Source organism: Paramylibacter kogurei (assembly GCF_002742285.1).
In the GTDB taxonomy this organism is placed as follows: Bacteria; Pseudomonadota; Alphaproteobacteria; order Rhodobacterales; family Rhodobacteraceae; genus Amylibacter; species Amylibacter kogurei.
In genome coordinates, this window is the sequence record NZ_MDGM01000014.1 from 244,322 (window position 1) to 261,269 (window position 16,948).

Annotated in this window: 16 protein-coding genes and 1 tRNA gene; 10 read left to right on the top strand and 7 right to left on the bottom strand. The window is 48.7% G+C overall.

From position 1 onward, the window contains the following. Positions 1-11 precede the first annotated feature (11 nt). Genes rapZ through BFP76_RS13955 form a run of 4 tightly spaced genes read left to right on the top strand, consistent with a single transcriptional unit; the run spans position 12 to position 2,461 of the window. Complete coding sequence (rapZ, locus tag BFP76_RS13940) at positions 12-890, top strand: RNase adapter RapZ (protein WP_099594554.1); 879 nt, start codon at positions 12-14, stop codon at positions 888-890. Positions 891-916: 26 nt separating this feature from the next. Then, positions 917-1,312, top strand: coding sequence for a PTS sugar transporter subunit IIA (locus BFP76_RS13945; RefSeq protein WP_099594589.1), 396 nt, complete (start codon positions 917-919; stop codon positions 1,310-1,312). Between the two features lie 14 nt (positions 1,313-1,326). Next, positions 1,327-1,593, top strand: coding sequence for an HPr family phosphocarrier protein (locus BFP76_RS13950; protein ID WP_205661467.1), 267 nt, complete (start codon positions 1,327-1,329; stop codon positions 1,591-1,593). Position 1,594: 1 nt separating this feature from the next. Further along, positions 1,595-2,461: a lysophospholipid acyltransferase family protein gene (locus BFP76_RS13955; RefSeq protein ID WP_099594556.1), complete on the top strand. Its 867-nt coding sequence runs from the start codon at positions 1,595-1,597 to the stop codon at positions 2,459-2,461. 48 nt (positions 2,462-2,509) lie between these two features. Here BFP76_RS13955 and BFP76_RS13960 read toward each other — a convergent pair whose 3' ends face one another. From BFP76_RS13960 to BFP76_RS13980, 5 genes are all read right to left on the bottom strand, one after another. Next, positions 2,510-3,436: an electron transfer flavoprotein subunit alpha/FixB family protein gene (locus BFP76_RS13960; protein WP_099594557.1), complete on the bottom strand. Its 927-nt coding sequence runs from the start codon at positions 3,434-3,436 to the stop codon at positions 2,510-2,512. Further along, positions 3,436-4,197 carry an electron transfer flavoprotein subunit beta/FixA family protein gene (locus BFP76_RS13965; RefSeq protein ID WP_099594558.1) on the bottom strand — a complete coding sequence of 254 codons (762 nt, stop codon included), beginning with the start codon at positions 4,195-4,197 and terminating at the stop codon, positions 3,436-3,438. The genes BFP76_RS13960 and BFP76_RS13965 overlap by 1 nt, the downstream gene beginning before the upstream one ends. Positions 4,198-4,339: 142 nt before the next feature. Beyond that, the gene (locus BFP76_RS13970) at positions 4,340-4,912 is read right to left on the bottom strand and encodes a cob(I)yrinic acid a,c-diamide adenosyltransferase (RefSeq protein WP_099594559.1); all 573 of its coding nucleotides are present in this window, start codon (positions 4,910-4,912) and stop codon (positions 4,340-4,342) included. Positions 4,913-4,914: 2 nt separating this feature from the next. Continuing rightward, positions 4,915-5,118: a twin transmembrane helix small protein gene (locus tag BFP76_RS13975; RefSeq protein WP_099594560.1), complete on the bottom strand. Its 204-nt coding sequence runs from the start codon at positions 5,116-5,118 to the stop codon at positions 4,915-4,917. Between the two features lie 33 nt (positions 5,119-5,151). Further along, entirely contained in the window at positions 5,152-5,985 is an 834-nt protein-coding gene (locus BFP76_RS13980) for an SDR family NAD(P)-dependent oxidoreductase (RefSeq protein ID WP_099594561.1), read from the bottom strand. A gap of 104 nt (positions 5,986-6,089) precedes the next feature. Between BFP76_RS13980 and parC the strand changes: the two genes are divergently transcribed. From parC to BFP76_RS13995, 3 genes are read left to right on the top strand one after another with little or no spacing between them, the layout of a single operon-like run. Beyond that, positions 6,090-8,348: a DNA topoisomerase IV subunit A gene (gene parC / locus BFP76_RS13985; protein WP_099594590.1), complete on the top strand. Its 2,259-nt coding sequence runs from the start codon at positions 6,090-6,092 to the stop codon at positions 8,346-8,348. A gap of 35 nt (positions 8,349-8,383) precedes the next feature. Further along, the gene (locus BFP76_RS13990; RefSeq protein ID WP_099594562.1) at positions 8,384-9,628 is read left to right on the top strand and encodes a DUF898 family protein; all 1,245 of its coding nucleotides are present in this window, start codon (positions 8,384-8,386) and stop codon (positions 9,626-9,628) included. A 2-nt stretch (positions 9,629-9,630) separates the two neighbouring features. Beyond that, the gene (locus tag BFP76_RS13995) at positions 9,631-10,737 is read left to right on the top strand and encodes a M48 family metallopeptidase (protein WP_099594563.1); all 1,107 of its coding nucleotides are present in this window, start codon (positions 9,631-9,633) and stop codon (positions 10,735-10,737) included. Here the strand turns inward: BFP76_RS13995 and BFP76_RS14000 are convergent. After that, on the bottom strand, positions 10,734-12,098 hold the full coding sequence (locus BFP76_RS14000) for a cytochrome P450 (RefSeq protein ID WP_099594564.1): 1,365 nt from the start codon (positions 12,096-12,098) through the stop codon (positions 10,734-10,736). The genes BFP76_RS13995 and BFP76_RS14000 overlap by 4 nt on opposite strands. A 195-nt stretch (positions 12,099-12,293) precedes the next feature. On the opposite strand from BFP76_RS14000, the gene tuf reads away from it, so the two are divergent. Both tuf and BFP76_RS14010 read left to right on the top strand, forming a co-directional pair. Continuing rightward, a complete protein-coding gene (gene tuf, locus BFP76_RS14005; RefSeq protein WP_099592119.1) occupies positions 12,294-13,469 on the top strand; it encodes an elongation factor Tu in 1,176 nt (391 codons plus the stop codon). Positions 13,470-13,655: 186 nt separating this feature from the next. Beyond that, positions 13,656-14,627, top strand: coding sequence for a zinc transporter ZntB (locus tag BFP76_RS14010; RefSeq protein ID WP_099594565.1), 972 nt, complete (start codon positions 13,656-13,658; stop codon positions 14,625-14,627). A gap of 32 nt (positions 14,628-14,659) precedes the next feature. Here the strand turns inward: BFP76_RS14010 and BFP76_RS14015 are convergent, their stop codons facing one another. Continuing rightward, a complete protein-coding gene (locus BFP76_RS14015) occupies positions 14,660-16,225 on the bottom strand; it encodes a peroxidase family protein (RefSeq protein WP_099594566.1) in 1,566 nt (521 codons plus the stop codon). Positions 16,226-16,393: 168 nt separating this feature from the next. Between BFP76_RS14015 and BFP76_RS14020 the strand changes: the two genes are divergently transcribed. Beyond that, positions 16,394-16,469, top strand: a tRNA-Trp gene (locus BFP76_RS14020). Positions 16,470-16,948 lie beyond the last annotated feature (479 nt).

Sequence of the window (16,948 nt, forward strand, 5' to 3'; positions counted from 1 at the left end):
AAAGGTCAGATATGAAATCTGTTGGTGCCGTAACAAATATTGTTCTGGTCACTGGGCCATCGGGTGCAGGGCGTAGCACTGCGATAAACGCATTCGAAGATATGGGATACGAAACCATCGAAAACATGCCGTTAGCATTGGTGCCACGCTTGTTTCATGGGCCAGCATCAGGGCGCGATATTGCACTGGGTATGGATGTTCGCACACGAGATTTTAGCGTCAAAGGTGTAATGGATATCATGGATCTGATCCGTGAAAAGGAAGACTTTACCTGTACCTTATTTTACGTGAATTGTTCATCTGATGTATTGTTGCGCCGCTTTAGCGAAACACGCAGACGTCACCCATTGTTACCAAGCGATACGCCCAAAGCAGGGATAGATGCAGAGAAGGATTTGCTGCAGTTATTGAAAAATCGCGCAGACGCCTTAATTAACACATCAGAATTGACCCCGCATGATCTACGCGACGAAATTAATCGATTGTTCGCAGGCGAAAGCGGCGCGACATTGGCGGTTAATCTTCAATCGTTTTCATACAAACGCGGCGTTCCACGCGGCATTGATATGGTTTTGGATTGTCGGTTTTTGCGAAACCCATATTGGGATGAATCGTTGCGGGGAAAAACTGGGCTTGATCAAGAAGTGCGCTCATATGTGCAAGCAGATGAACGCTATGATCAATTTTTTGACCAAGTCGTGAACATGGCGGAATTGTTGTTGCCCGCATACCGCGAAGAGGGCAAGTCGCATTTCACCATAGGTTTAGGCTGTACGGGTGGCCAACATCGTTCCGTCACTTTGACGGAAGAATTGGCGAATACCCTTGCAAAAAAAGGATGGCAGGTGTCTATACGCCATCGGGAAATGGAACGGCGCAACGCGAATTAGCTGCGCGAAAGACAGGAGTTTCCGGCTTGATTGGAGTCGTGATCGTAGGACATGGTCGTTTAGCAGAAGAATATCTTCTGGCGATTCAGCATGTTATGGGAAAACAAGAAGGCATCTGCGCCATTTCAATCGCTGCGGAATGTGATCGCGCAGGGAAACAAGCCGAAATTTGCAAAGCAGCCGATTCTGTTGATGAAGGCGAAGGTGTGGTTGTTGTCACCGATATGTTTGGTGGATCACCATCCAATTTGTCGATGAAGGCGTGCGATTGTGCGGATCGTCGTATTTTATATGGCGCAAACCTGCCAATGCTGCTTAAATTGGTGAAATCGCGTGGATTGCCAATTGAAAGCGCGCTAAAGGCCGCAATGGATGCTGGTCGTAAATACATCAATACCTGCAGTGGTCACGCGGGAATATAACAACAGGCGGGTATGTGAATATCGAACTTGAGATTATAAATGAAAAGGGTTTGCACGCCCGTGCGTCTGCAAAATTTGTGGAAACTGTTGAATCCTTTGATGCCAACGCAACCGTCACCAAAGACGGGATGTCCGTTTCGGGCGATTCCATCATGGGCTTGATGATGCTTGCCGCCGCCCGTGGTAGTACGATACAAGTAGAGACCGAAGGCGCAGCAGCCGAAGAACTTGCTCAAGCGATCAAAGCACTTGTCGAAGATTTCTTTGGCGAAGGTCGATAAAATGGATATGCGGCATAATATCGAAAAAGAACAACCCTATAAGGATGTTTTGTATGACCGGTCAGAATTGACTTATGCAAATTCATTCCCTGAATGGTACAAGCGATTGTTTATCAAAACAGTCGAAGCAATTACTGCGCGCTATCCTTTGTTAATGCGCATGCGTCGTTGGGAACGTCGCAAAAACAAAAATCCCGATTTCTGGGTTTCCGTGATGGAAGAGATGGAAATCGACATCATGGTAACAGATGACGATCTGGCGCGCATACCCAAAACGGGTTCGCTGGTTGTTGTCTGCAACCATCCCCACGGATTGGTTGATGGATTGGTGATTGCTTGGCTGCTTTCGCGTGTTCGCCAAGATTTTCGAATTATGGCGCGTGCGTTGTTGAATGGGGTTGAAGCGGCGGAAAAAAATCTTTTGTCGGTCAGCTTTCCCCACGAAGAAGACTCTGTTCGCAAAAATCTAAATACCCGCAAAGAGGCGTTGAGCTCCGTCAAAGACGGACATTGCATTGCCGTTTTCCCCGCGGGTACGGTTTCCACAAGCCAAACAGCATTTGGCCCTGTGGTAGAGGCTGAATGGGGAACGTTTACATCAAAATTAATCCGCCAGACAGACACTGTTGTTTTGCCAATCTATTTCCCTGGTTCAAATTCGCGCGCATTTCAAATTGCAAACCGCATTTCGCATCTGACACGTCAAAGCTTGTTGATGTATGAAATCAAACGATCACTTGGTCGCCCACAAAAACCGATTATTGGGACACCGATTGGGCGTGATGTATTGGATAAATATAAAACGGATGGCGAAGGATTGATGGCATATCTTCGCGATGAAACCTTAGCATTGAAAAAGAACGCTTAAAAAAAGACCCGCTCAATGGCGGGTCTTTTCAATTCATGTGCTTAAAAATTACAGCGCTTTTGTCAGCTCTGGAACCGCATCAAACAAATCTGCAACCAAACCATAATCCGCAACTTGGAAAATTGGTGCTTCTTCGTCTTTGTTGATGGCAACGATGACTTTGGAATCTTTCATACCAGCCAAGTGTTGGATTGCGCCAGAAATACCCACAGCAACGTAAAGCTCTGGTGCAACAACTTTGCCTGTTTGGCCAACTTGCCAATCGTTTGGTGCATAACCTGAATCCACCGCAGCACGTGATGCGCCAACAGCAGCACCAAGTTTGTCGGCCAAGGCTTCGATGATTGCAAAGTCCTCTTCGGAACCAACACCGCGGCCACCTGATACAACGATTTTCGCTGATGTTAGCTCTGGGCGATCAGATTCTTGAACCTTGTCTTCAACCCATTCGGACAGGCCTGGGTTTGCAGTTGCTGAAATTGTTTCAACTGATGCAGAGCCACCTTCAGATGCGGCATCATAACCAGCGGTCCGCACAGACAGAACCTTTTTGGCATCTGCGGATTTCACAGTTTGAATTGCGTTCCCTGCGTAAATCGGGCGCTCGAATGTGTCGGCGTCTACAACACCCATCACATCTGAAATCACCATAACGTCCAACAATGCCGCCACGCGTGGCAAAATGTTTTTCGCACTTGCTGTTGATGGACCAACGATGTGGTCATAATCACCAGCCAAAGAAACGATCAAATCTGCGATTGGCTCAGCTAGGCCATTGCCATATGCCGCGTCATCCGCACAAAGAACTTTGGCAACGCCATCCAATTTTGCAGCAGCTTCTGCTGCATCTGAACATCCAGCGGATGCACAAAGGATTGTTACATCACCCAATTCTTTTGCTGCGCTCAACGCTTTTGCGGTTTGGTCGATTGAAATTTCGCCACCCACGATTTCTGCTAGTAGAAGTACAGCCATTAGATAACCCCCGCTTCGTCTTTGAGTTTTGCAACCAATTCGGCAACATCGGCAACCTTAACACCTGCGGCGCGTTCGGCTGGTTCTGTTGTTTTTACAACGCTAAGGCGCGGTGCAACATCTACACCCAGATCAGCCGCTGTTTTTGTATCAAGCGGTTTTTTCTTGGCTTTCATGATGTTTGGCAATGATGCGTAACGTGGTTCGTTCAAACGCAAATCAACGGTAACGATGGCGGGCATCTTTACCTTGATGGTTTGCAAACCGCCGTCTACTTCACGTGTGACCGTGGCGCTATCGCCATCCACATTGATTTCAGATGCGAATGTTGCTTGTGACCAGCCCAACAATGCGGACAACATTTGACCGGTTGCGTTCATGTCATTGTCGATTGCTTGTTTACCGCACAAAACCAAACCTGGGTTTTCTTCTGCGATAACTGCTTTCAACAACTTTGCAACGGCCAATGGTTCGATATCGGTGTGAACGTCATCCGCTGCATTTACCAAAATCGCACGATCCGCGCCCATCGCTAATGCGGTGCGCAATGTTTCTTGGGATTTCTCGATGCCGATGGAAACAACAACGATTTCGTCAACTTTGCCAGCCTCTTTCATGCGAATTGCTTCTTCGACAGCAATCTCATCAAATGGGTTCATGGACATTTTCACATTGGCGAGATCAACGCCGCTGCCGTCTGCTTTTACGCGGACTTTCACGTTATAATCGATCACGCGTTTAACAGGTACAAGCACCTTCATAAGCGTATCTCCTCACGATTTTAGCCAAAGATGCCCCTTGGCCAAGTAATACGAGGAAAGATGTAGCCAATATGTGCAGCGACGAAAAGGTCAAAAAGGACGCAGAAAGGCTGGAATACGCCGCGTTATTCGTCCGCTTGCGCTATCGGTTTGCGCCCGGAACCCACAAAACATCGTTTTCACCGGTGTTATTGGCGATTCTTCCTGCAACAAAAAACCAATCCGAAAGACGGTTCAGATATTTCACCGCAACGGTATTTATATCTTCGATCGTTGCCAATTCCACCGCCATACGTTCAGCGCGGCGCGATACCGTGCGACACAGATGGAGATGAGCAGCAAGCGCAGTGCCCCCTGGCAGAATAAAACTTTTCAACGGTTGAAGCTCAGCGTTCATCGCGTCGATTTCCGATTCAAGCCGTTCAACTTGGCTTTCGATTATCCGCAATGGTGGGTATTCAGCATCGGCATCATTGGCCATATTTGGGCGGCATAAATCTGCGCCCAGATCAAACAGATCGTTTTGAATGCGCGACAACCCTGCATCTAGATCACCGCTCGCATGTAAACGCGCCATGCCAACGGTGGCATTGGTTTCATCAACCGTGCCGTATGTGGATACGCGCAAACTATGTTTGGCAACGCGTGTTTGATCGCCAAGCGCTGTTTCGCCCTTGTCACCGGTTTTGGTGTAAATTTTGCTGAGCGTGACCATGGTTATGCGTTTGCGCTGGATCGAATGATTGCATAAATCACGATCATGATCACGGCGATTGCTTGTAAAATAATGCGCCACCGCATGATTTTATTGGCGTATTTACGGTTGAATTCGCCGCCACTTGTGAATGACCCAAGCCCCAGCATCAACACAGCCAAAACAGCCAAGCAGGCAATGATTATAAGATAGTAAAAACCAGACATCGGAATTTCCTCGTTTGTGGGATCAACCCTATCTTAAACCTTTGCGAAAACCCAGTCCATCGCGCGGGTTGGTAGAATACGTCGCAGGATCGATGCAACATAGGTCGGCGTCGTCACATAATACCGTGGGCGCGGGCGTTTTGATTCCAATGCATGGATTAACTTTGCCGTTACCGCGCTGGGTGGTAATTCACCTTTGTCTGGTGTGGGATTTTCAACGTAAAGGCGTGGCATCAATTCGCGTTCATACAATTTGCGCGCCGATGAATTTTCCCAATCAATCCATTTTTCAAAATGGGGTTGGGCGTTTACGCGAATGTCTGTCGTAATGGGGCCTGGTTCGATCAATATAATATCTACGGGTTGGCGATACAGCTCCAAGCGCATGGTGTCGGTCAAACCTTCCATTGCGAATTTTGTTGAATTGTATGCCCCCCGGGCTCGCATCGCAGCGATACCCAGTACGGATGAACAATTGATAATGCGTCCATGACCTTGGGCCAACATGGTAGGCAAGATTTGATTGATCAAATCAAAATACCCAAACAGATTTGTTTCAAATATTTCCCGCAACGCTTGGCGCGGATAATCTTGAGTTAACCCAGGCAACGCATAAGCCCCGTTATTATAAAGCGCATCCAATGTGCCGCCTGTGCGTGACAAGGTTTCAGCAACTGCTGCCTTGATGCTGTCTTCGTCCGCGTAATCAAGTAGGAAGCTTTCCAATCCTTCACCACGGAGCCGTTCGCAATCTGTTTCTTGGCGACACGTTGCAAAAACACGCCATCCGCGTTTGTGCAACGTGTGGGCGGCGTCATAGCCAATGCCCGATGAACAACCAGTGATTAAGATCGATTTTTGCGCCATGATACCCCCTAAATTTTGACCCAGAATGCAAGTTACGTGTGATTTATGCAATCGAAATCCAATCCGCACTAGACCTTACATTACGGCATGGTTACACATCATCTATGGCTGATAACATAGATGAACCCAACATGAACGGTGATGATCACCACGACGGAATGACAGTAAAAGAACCGCTTCGCCGCGCAATTGGTGATCGGTACCTGACATATGCGTTGTCCACAATTATGCACCGAGCCTTGCCCGACGCACGCGATGGTTTGAAACCTGTGCACCGCCGCATTTTATATGCGATGCGCGAATTGAAATTGGCGTCAAATGGGGGTTTTCGTAAATCGGCCAAAATTTCGGGTGACGTCATGGGTAACTATCACCCACATGGTGATCAGGCGATTTATGATGCGCTTGCCCGCTTGGCGCAAGATTTCAACGTGCGCTATCCACTGGTGGATGGGCAAGGTAACTTTGGCAACATTGACGGCGACAACCCCGCCGCGGCGCGTTACACAGAGGCCCGCATGACCGCCGTAGCAGAAGCCATGTTAGAAGGTCTGTCCGAAGACGCCGTAGATTTTCGTGAAAATTATGATGGATCACTGACCGAACCCGCGGTGCTACCTGCAAGTTTTCCAAATCTTTTGGCAAATGGGTCATCTGGCATTGCCGTTGGGATGGCCACAAATATTCCACCTCATAATATTGGCGAGCTGTGCGATGCCGCGATCCATCTGATCAAAGCACCAAACGCACGTGATGAAACCTTGATGGAATATGTGCCCGGCCCTGATTTTCCAACGGGTGGCATTTTGGTGGAACCTGCGGAAAATATTCTGAATGCCTATAAAACGGGTCGCGGTTCGTTTCGCCTGCGATCAAAATGGGAAATCGAAGATATCGGCCGCGGTATGTGGCAGGTTGTCGTTACCGAAATCCCTTATCAGGTGCAAAAATCCAAGCTGATCGAAAAAATTGCTGAACTGATTCAGTTGAAAAAAATTCCGATTTTGGCCGATGTACGCGACGAAAGCGCGGATGACATTCGTTTGGTTTTGGAACCGCGCGCCAAAACGGTGGATCCAACCGTGTTGATGGAAACGCTGTTTAAACTGTGTGATCTGGAAACGCGATTTAGCATGAACCTGAACGTGTTGATCGACGGGCGCACGCCCAAGGTCTGTTCGATGAAAGAGGTGCTTCGTGCATTCCTTGATCACCGTCGCGAGGTTTTATATCGCCGATCCAAGTTCCGTATGGATAAAATTGATCGCCGGCTCGAAGTCTTGGAAGGTTACATCGTTGCGTTCCTTAACCTTGATCGTGTGATCGAAATCATCCGCGAAGAGGATGAACCCAAGCCGATCATGATGGCGGAATTTTCCCTGTCTGATGTTCAAGCCGAAGCGATTTTGAATATGCGTTTGCGCAGTTTGCGCCGCCTTGAAGAAATGGAATTGCGCAACGAGCTGGATGCGCTACAGATCGAACGCGCCGAGCTGGATGATCTGCTAGGCAGTGAAGAATTGCAATGGAATCGGATCAAGGATCAATTACGCGAAACCCGCAAACAATTTGGCAAAGATTCCGAATTTGGGGCGCGACGCACATTATTAGAAGACGCCCCAGAATTCGAAGAAGTTCCACTTGAGGCAATGATCGAAAAAGAGCCAATTACCGTCGTCTGTTCTGCAATGGGTTGGGTGCGCGCCATGAAGGGGCATATCGATCTGTCCCAAGAGTTGAAATTCAAAGACGGCGACGAGGGCCGTTTTATGTTCCATGCAGAAACCACCGATAAATTGGTGTTGTTTGGATCAAACGGGCGTTTTTACACGCTACCTTGTTCCGAATTGCCAGGTGGGCGCGGCATGGGTGAGCCTATCCGATTGATGGTCGATCTGCCCAATGATGCGGATATGATGGCATTGTTCATCCATGATCCGGCGCGCCGATTATTGCTGGCATCTAGTGCGGGCGATGGATTTGTCGTCGAAGAAAAAGAAGTCTTGGCGCAAACCCGCACAGGGAAACAAGTATTGAATGTGCGCGGCGAAGTTACCGCATTGGTTTGTAAGCCCGTTGTGGGTGATCATCTCGCTTGTGTTGGACAAAACCGCAAAGTGATCATTTTCCCACTGGAAGAATTGCCAGAAATGGCGCGCGGCAAGGGTGTGCGTTTGCAAAAATACAAAGACGGCGGATTGTCGGATGCAACCACACTGAATTTGGAAACAGGGCTGCAATGGCTTGATCCAGCGGGTCGGACGCGTACCGAAACGGAATTGACAGACTGGATCGGCAAACGTGCTGGGGCAGGGCGCATGGCGCCGCGTGGTTTCCCGCATGACAACAAATTTAATCTTTAAGTGTAAGTGGTGAGATCAGACCAAAGGGGTGGAAAATGGCGCTATTGGATATGAACGAAACTGAAACTGGAAACAGCATTGGTGTTTCATATCTGATGGAAAAACCGGAACTGCGAAGATTGGCTATAAAAACCACTTTGCTCACGCTGATTACACTTGGCATTTATCGTTTTTGGGCACGCACACGTTTGCGCAATTATTTTTGGTCATGTGTTGCGCCTGATGGGCAGCCGTTGGAATATGACGGCAAGGGTTTGGAGAAATTCCTTGGCTTTTTGATCGCGGTTGCTGTGCTGGCGATTTACCTTGGGATTTTGCAACTGTTGTTGACTTTTGCGGGAATGAGCCTGTTCACCGCTGTCGATGATACAGCGGATGAATTGCAACAATTGGCTGTAACCTACATCGCCTTTGCGGCGCTGTTGCCGTTGATTTTTTATGCGCAATATCGTGCGCGGCGTTACAAATTATCGCGCACACGTTGGCGTGGTATTCGGTTTGGTATGGACAAGGGCGCGTGGGGATATGCGCTGCGTGGAATTGGATATACGATTTTGTCGATCCTCACGTTGGGCATTTTATGGCCGCTGCAAACCTTTCGATTGGAAACCTACAAAACGGATCGCACGTGGTATGGTGATGTTAAATTCGAACAAAACGGCAATTGGACAATGCTTTACCCCGCAATGAAACACATCCTATTTGGTGTATTATTCATTATTGCCGGTGGATTTCTTGCCGCGAGCGGTGAATGGTCACGCGCTTCTAATGGTACATATCAGGGCGGTTCGGGCACTGGTTTTGGTGCGTTTGTCATGTTTGTTGGCGCGTTCTGGATTTATGCGGGGTTTGCATATTATCGCGTGCACAGCTTTCGCAAATTAACCGAGCATAAAACGCTGGGTGAAACGGTAACTTTTACCAGCCTTCCGCGTACGCGCAGCCTTATTGGCATTTTTATTGGTGGCGGATTTGTTGCAGGCATTGTTGCGGCGGTGCTTGGTTTTGCAATTGGCGGTGCGCTGACATATTTGGTTGTTAAAATGTTGGGGATGCAGGAACTTGCGATCTTTACCTCTGGTATTGGTTTTCTGATCTATTTCTTGGCGCTCTCGGTGTTGTCGCTCTTGATGATCACCGAACCGATGATACGCCATTTTGTTCAAAACACCGCAATTCATAACGCTGCTGCACTGGCCGAAGTCAAACAACGCGACGGTGATGATTTCGCCGAGGCAGAAGGTTTCGCAGATGCGCTTGATCTGGGCGCTGGGTTTTAGCAATGGTTGAAACACCATCTGTGTTAGGTCAATTTTTTGACGGTGAAACCGCGCGCGAACATGGCGTTGATATAGTCACGTTTGAAGCGGGCATTCGCATTACTGGCAACAGTTTGAATCAATCCTATGAATGGGATTTTTTGGATATCCGTGCCTTGCCCGATCAGGCTGGTGGCCGTGGTATTGCCATTTGTCAAACAGGGCAGCAAGAACGGCTATTTGTAGACGATCCCGAATTTGCGCAAATGATCAAATCACGCAGTAAAAATTTACACAATTCGGATGCGCCCGCTGGTACCTTTCGTCGTGTTGCAATTTACGCAGGGATCGCAATTTCATCTGTTTTGCTGATTTTATTTGTGATTATTCCAAACCTTGCAAATCGTTTGGCGGAATATATCCCAGTCGAAAAAGAAATGGCGCTGGGCCAAAATGCAGTACGCCAGATCGAGCGCATTTTGGCATTTGAAACAAACCCCGATTTAACCTGCAAAGGTGTTGAAGGTGTTGCCGCGCTTGAAAAAATGTCGGCGCGATTATCTGCACAATTTCAAAGCCCGTATGATTTAAATGTGCGCGTTTTCGATCATGAAATGGTGAATGCATTTGCCGTTCCAGGGGGACAAGTTGTCATCTTTAAGGGATTGATCGATGATGCCAGTTCACCAGAAGAGGTCGCGGGCGTTTTGGGCCATGAATATGGTCATGTGATCAACCGTGACCCCACGCGCCTTGCGCTTCGTTCGGCAGGGTCTGTTGGTATCTTGGGCATGGTGTTTGGCGATTTTGCAGGCGGTGCGGTTGCATTGGTTATCGCCGAACAATTGATCGCGGCAAATTACACACGCGATGCGGAATCCGCTGCGGATGAATTTGCGCACAAGGTTCTGGCGGATGCGGGATTGCCATCCGCACCGATGGCTGCATTTTTCGAAAAATTGAAAGACGAACATGGCGATGATGATGGGTTTTTATCCCATATCGCATCTCATCCCGCATTGGGTGAACGTGCGGATAATGCACGCGGCGCAGATACAATCGCAGATTCGGATTTCACGCCAGTTTTATCCGATTCAGAATGGCAGGCATTGCGCAAAATTTGCGACTAAACCTTGCTAACCTTTAGTTGAACACCACCTTCAGGGCGAAGGGTTAAAACCATCACGGGTTTTGGATCCAAGCCATCAATGCGCTCAAATTTGTATCGACTGATAAGTGTTGCCAAAATTATTTGTGCTTCTGTCATTGCAAACTGTGCGGCGATACACACCCGCGGACCATCGCCAAATGGCAGGAATGCAAACCGATCATGGTTGGCATTTTCACCAAATCGATCTGGGTTAAATTCATCGGGATTATCCCATAGCGCGTGGTGACGATGCAGCGCATAAATCGGAATCATCACCGTATCTTTGGGGTGAATATCGCGATCTGATAACACATCATGGGATTGCGCCGTGCGCGAAATCAGTGCGGCAGGTGGGTAGAGGCGTAGCGTTTCGTTCAACACCTGTTTGGTATATGTGAGCTCAGCGCAATCTTCTGCGGTGGCGGTGCGCCCGTTTAACACTTGTTGTGCTTCATTGCGCAATTTTTCCTGTACTTCAGGATCAAACGCGCAAAGGTAAAGTGCCCAAGATAATGTCAGCGCCGTGGTTTCATGCCCTGCTACAATAAAGGTTAACAAATTATCACGCAATTCTGCGGCGTTCATTTTGCGCTTGGTTTTTAAATCTTCGCCCGCCATCAACAGATCAAGCAAATCGGGCACATCACGCGGACCGCTCGCGGCGCGGTTGCGCACCGCGCTGTTGGCGATGGCCTTGGTTTGTTTCAACGCGCTTGGCTGTAAAATGCGCGATGGGCGTGGTATCCATGTGGGCAGACCGATCACATCGAAAATGGAAACGCGCCCGACCTGTTCAATGTAATTGTCGATGGCACGGTGGACTTCGTCGCTATCCAAAACATCCGACCCTGAAAATGTGATGTCCGAAATCACATCAAATGTTGCGCTGATCATCTCTTCATACATATCGATGCGGGGTGATCCATCACCAAGGCGGGCACAGGTCGCATCTGCACTTGCCCCCATGATGGGCGCAAGATTGGCAATATTGCGCGGCGAAAATACGGGTGCTGCGGCGCGGCGTTGCCAGCGCCAATGCGCGCCCTCTGCAATAAACAGGCTATCACCAATCGCGGGTTCAAGCGTGTTTTTCACCACATCGGATTTGGGATAGTTTTCCAGATTATCGCGCAACATATGTTGGATGGCACTTGGGTCCATCACCATATGCCAGTTCACCCAAGCAACGCGTCCTGAAATGATTGGTTGTAATGTTGCCAGTTCGGGGATGATCGACAACACGTTTTTGCGCGCCTCGACCAAAGTTTTGAACACACCCCACACATCAGTGACAAGGGGCACTTTGACAGGCTGTGATGTGTTTGAAGGGGTGTTGTTCATAACCGATACGCTATCCTTAACCAGAAGACTTGAACCAAGCTTAGATCGACATCATATATCTCGAAAGGAAAATCGGAAACGTGATGCCATTCCCACGATTTTCACTTGCGTTATTTGTGAATTTTCTTTACGCGCAAGCGCGTAAGTGTCACGGGATTGGCAAATCCTAAGATAGAACATGTAAGGAGGCCGATCATGGCAAAAGAAAAGTTTGAACGTTCGAAACCGCATTGCAACATCGGCACAATTGGCCACGTTGACCACGGTAAGACAACATTGACCGCAGCGATCACCAAGCAATTTGGTGACTTCAAAGCGTATGACGAAATTGACGGCGCGCCAGAAGAAAAAGCGCGTGGTATCACAATTTCAACCGCACACGTTGAATATGAAACAGAAGCACGCCACTACGCACACGTTGATTGCCCAGGCCACGCTGACTATGTGAAAAACATGATCACTGGTGCGGCGCAAATGGACGGCGCGATCTTGGTTGTGAACGCGGCTGACGGCCCTATGCCACAAACACGCGAGCACATCTTGTTGGGCCGCCAGGTTGGCATCCCTTCAATGGTTGTTTTCATGAACAAAGTTGACCAAGTTGACGACGACGAGTTGTTGGAATTGGTTGAAATGGAAATCCGTGAGTTGTTGAACGACTACGATTACCCAGGTGATGATATTCCAATCATCGCAGGTTCTGCTTTGGCTGCTTTGGAAGACCGCGACGATGCGATCGGCAAAGACAAAATCGCAGAATTGATGGCGGCTGTTGATTCATACATCCCACAACCAGCCCGTGCGGTTGACCAACCATTCTTGATGCCAATCGAGGACGTGTTCTCAATCTCTGGCCGTGGTACAGTTGTAACCGGTCGTGTTGAGCGTGGCGTGATCAATGTTGGCGACGAAATCGAAATCGTTGGTATCAAAGACACATCAAAAACAACATGTACTGGTGTTGAAATGTTCCGCAAATTGCTTGACCGTGGTGAAGCAGGCGACAACGTTGGTGTTCTGTTGCGCGGTATCGACCGTGATGGTGTTGAACGTGGTCAGGTTTTGGCAGCGCCAAAATCAGTGAACCCACACACTAAATTCGAAGCAGAAGTTTACATTCTGACCAAAGATGAGGGTGGCCGTCACACGCCGTTCTTTGCCAACTACCGTCCACAGTTCTACTTCCGTACAACTGACGTGACAGGTACTGTTGAGCTTCCATCAGGTACAGAAATGGTGATGCCAGGCGACAACTTGAAGTTCGACGTAGAACTGATCGCGCCGATCGCTATGGAACAAGGTCTGCGCTTCGCGATCCGCGAAGGTGGCCGTACTGTTGGTTCTGGTGTGGTTTCTAAAATCCACGCGTAAGCACTGGTCGGCTGCCCGTCAGGGAAACGATCCAGCGTGGTCGGCTTGGCCTTTGGTCAAACGATCTGAGCTAATGAATTAGAAAAGGGCGTCCAATGGGGCGCCCTTTTTTTGTCGCATGTCTTTCAACTTGTCCAAACACACAGATTGCGCCAATCTGGATTGAAATAAAAAACGGTGAACGACATGAACGATCCTGTAATTTTTTCATATGGATTAAATGGTGCGGCTGCGGGGCAGGCATTGCAGGGCAAGCGCATCGGCGAAGTGTTAAAGAGCGATGATCTGGCATGGGTGCATTTGGATGCCACCCATCACAATGCCGCCGATTGGCTGCATGAAAACCTGTCGTATCTTGATCCATTTGTCGTACAGGCTTTGGTGGCAGAAGAAACGCGACCCCGCACCACCATCACAGGCAAAGGTGCCTTGGTGATTTATCGCGGTGTGAACATGAATGAAAATTCATCGCCCGAGGATATGATTTCGGTGCGCCTTTGGATTGATGAGCATCGCATCATCAGTCTGCAGCGCCGCCCATCGCGATCAATTGCATCATTGGCCAGCGATATCGGGGCGGGCAAGGGGCCTGATAATGCGGGTGCATTTGCTGCTGCGATCACTGCGCGGTTAACGGCGTATCTTGGTCCTGTTGTTTCTGAAATTGACGATACTGTTGATGATCTGGAAGAACAGCTCATTGAAGGTGTCGATCAATCTGAACGCCATGCAATCAATGCCGCGCGAAGGAAAACATTGGTTCTGCGTCGATTTCTTGCTCCGCAAAAAGATGCGATTTTACAATTTCGTGATGCTGATTTGGCTTGGCTATCTGACGGTGACCGTCGTCATCTGGGTGAAAGTTATCATATCGCACAGCGTAATGTGGAAGATCTGGATATGATCCGAGAACGCGCACAAATCGTCAAAGAAGAATTGGCGAACGGTTTGGCCGATAAGATGAACCGCAACATGTATATCCTGTCGGTGATTGCCGCGATTTTCCTACCCCTTGGGTTTTTAACGGGGCTGTTGGGGATCAATATTGGCGGCATTCCGGGTGCAGATAATCCAAATGCGTTTTGGTGGTTTGCGCTGGGTATGGTGATAATTGTCGCCGCACAAGTTTGGCTGTTTCGCAAAATGCGCTGGTTTTAAAAAATGGGCCGCCATTGCAGCGGCCCAAATGGTTAGCTATTCACAACAGGGTTCGCACCTGTTGCAATTGTACTGGCGACATCCGTGTCATTGATGGGTGCACCTGCGGCACGTAACAAATCAGCCACTTCCCATGTCCATTTTGCGGGGTCGTTATCATTGTCACCCGCCGATTCCGGTTTTCCGCGTGGCAGCAATGCCATGATTGCAGGTTCCTGATTTGGGGTCCAATTTGGTGCAGCGGATACGAACGAGCTATTGTCGCCATAGAGCAATCCACCAAACACCTCGGCCACGATTGTGCCACCAACGTCACCCAACATTTTGCCCGATTGGCCTTTGGGGCTGCTGGCCTCTTTCAGGATGTAATGCCACAGGACATCCTCATGTGCGTTGGCCACAGGATGCGGGGTGAAACCCATCGCCTGAGCGACGGCACTGCCAGATGGCAATCCCATCCGCCAACTGCGCATTAAGTTGAGAAAGGCAAGATGGTTTAATCCACCTGGGCCCTCTGTCACTTTGAACAATGCACTGGACAGTTGGGGGTCGATTTTGCGCGATGCTTGTGGAAATGGCCCTTGCGAGCTTTGCATCTTGAAATACCAATCCCATTGGATCGTGTGCTTTTTGCGTAGGTTCTTGAAACCCTTTAAATCATGTAGCGCCAGATCATCTTGGCCAGGAACGCGATCGGGGTGAAAAATCGGGATTTCAACACCGAAACCCAAATCGACATCGGTATTCAGGTTTACCTGATATCCAGGGCGCACCAATGAATGGCCAAAACGATAGGCGGCAACAGAAAATTCAATGGGGATGAACGGTTGGTATTCCCAGTTATAATACTGTCCACCGTATTCATATTGACCGTTCACTTTCTTTAACACGGTTTTCCAAATTGCATCTTTGACGATGCGCTTCACCCAATCATGCCAAACCACATATTGGTAGAACCATCGTAAAATCCGCTGAGCTTGCGCGAATTTGTCACCATCGAATCCAAAATTCGGAGGGATATTCCCATTTGGAAACATCAACTGCCCATAGATGCGATTGTGCAGCTTGAGCATTGCCAATTGAAATTGGCTGACAATCACATTTTCATCGTTGCGCATATCACCAATCAATGCACGCCCTTGGGTGTTTCGCGGCAAATCGGGTTCATTTTGTTCGCCTGATTGTCCAATCAGAAACATACCGCCGCGATGTTCATCATACATGAACGGTTCATCTGAAGGGCCTTCGCCATAGAGACAATCCAAATCCAAACGAGGCGTGCGAAAATTATGCAGCTTGTTGGGATCGTTTTGGCGTTGCAGCGATGAAGTTGGATCAAATGTAATATCATGGTCCACGAATTGCCCAAAATAGGTATAACCCGCTGGCATATTAACATTATCGCCAAGCGGATCATCAGGTGCTTCGCTCATCGCGGTGTTTGCGAAATTCTGCAAACCAGCAATGATATCTGGTTCGTTCGTTTCCGTGGGTGTCCATGCTGGAAGCGATCGAAACATGCGGCCAAACAGGCCTTGGTATAATGATGAATGGGGTAAAAGAATATTATGCAACACTGACGTCGATGATACACTCATTGTATTAATCTCCTCTAGATTGCTAAAGGTAATGATATGCACCTTATGCGCGATGTCGCGCAGTGACGGCGCTCACCAAATTTGAAATGAGTGAAAATTTGGATTGCACAATAACAGTGCTTGCAAATCCATTCGCATTTCCGTATTCGTCCTGCACAGTTTGGTTCTAGGGGTTTAGCTCAGTTGGTAGAGCATCGGTCTCCAAAACCGAGGGTCGTGGGTTCGAGTCCCTCAGCCCCTGCCAAACTGCTGATCGCCCAACAAACCAAGGCTGGATCAGACCCAATCGCCAGAATTAGGACCGTTTAGGACCCCAAAAAGGGCCCCAGTTCCTGTCGGGTGTTGTGGGTGTCGTGGACGCTAGCCCCGGTTCGCCTTAATCACGGGGTAACAGGGCGTGGTTCACACCGTAGGCTGCCTGAGCCCAATCGTCGTGTTTGTTGTTTCTCTATCGAACCCTCTGTGGATGTTAGTGTCTGTCTGTAGGAAGAGGGGATTAGATACTAGTAATGGGAAAGGGTAGAAAGAAAAAAGGAAGAAGAAGGACCTTGTCTTAGCCCCTTAAAACTGTGCCATTATTTGTTAGAGGTAGGAGGATCAGATAATGGCTCGAAAGCGTTACAAAGATGAAGATGCTTTAAAGGTATTGCGGGAGATAGAAGTGCATTTGCATGATGGCTTAGATGTTGTGAGCTCTTGCCGAAAAGCAGGCATATCAGACAA

What these genes read in the sequence shown, in the direction of transcription:
- BFP76_RS13995 (WP_099594563.1), top strand. Translation starts at nt 9,631, where the DNA reads ATGGTTGAAACACCATCTGTGTTAGGTCAATTTTTTGACGGTGAAACC.
- BFP76_RS13990 (WP_099594562.1), top strand. Translation starts at nt 8,384, where the DNA reads ATGGCGCTATTGGATATGAACGAAACTGAAACTGGAAACAGCATTGGT.
- BFP76_RS14015 (WP_099594566.1), bottom strand. Translation starts at nt 16,225, where the DNA reads ATGAGTGTATCATCGACGTCAGTGTTGCATAATATTCTTTTACCCCAT.
- BFP76_RS13970 (WP_099594559.1), bottom strand. Translation starts at nt 4,912, where the DNA reads ATGGTCACGCTCAGCAAAATTTACACCAAAACCGGTGACAAGGGCGAA.
- BFP76_RS13975 (WP_099594560.1), bottom strand. Translation starts at nt 5,118, where the DNA reads ATGTCTGGTTTTTACTATCTTATAATCATTGCCTGCTTGGCTGTTTTG.
- BFP76_RS13980 (WP_099594561.1), bottom strand. Translation starts at nt 5,985, where the DNA reads ATGGCGCAAAAATCGATCTTAATCACTGGTTGTTCATCGGGCATTGGC.
- BFP76_RS14000 (WP_099594564.1), bottom strand. Translation starts at nt 12,098, where the DNA reads ATGAACAACACCCCTTCAAACACATCACAGCCTGTCAAAGTGCCCCTT.
- BFP76_RS13960 (WP_099594557.1), bottom strand. Translation starts at nt 3,436, where the DNA reads ATGGCTGTACTTCTACTAGCAGAAATCGTGGGTGGCGAAATTTCAATC.
- BFP76_RS13955 (WP_099594556.1), top strand. Translation starts at nt 1,595, where the DNA reads ATGGATATGCGGCATAATATCGAAAAAGAACAACCCTATAAGGATGTT.
- rapZ (WP_099594554.1), top strand. Translation starts at nt 12, where the DNA reads ATGAAATCTGTTGGTGCCGTAACAAATATTGTTCTGGTCACTGGGCCA.
- BFP76_RS14010 (WP_099594565.1), top strand. Translation starts at nt 13,656, where the DNA reads ATGAACGATCCTGTAATTTTTTCATATGGATTAAATGGTGCGGCTGCG.
- parC (WP_099594590.1), top strand. Translation starts at nt 6,090, where the DNA reads ATGGCTGATAACATAGATGAACCCAACATGAACGGTGATGATCACCAC.
- tuf (WP_099592119.1), top strand. Translation starts at nt 12,294, where the DNA reads ATGGCAAAAGAAAAGTTTGAACGTTCGAAACCGCATTGCAACATCGGC.
- BFP76_RS13965 (WP_099594558.1), bottom strand. Translation starts at nt 4,197, where the DNA reads ATGAAGGTGCTTGTACCTGTTAAACGCGTGATCGATTATAACGTGAAA.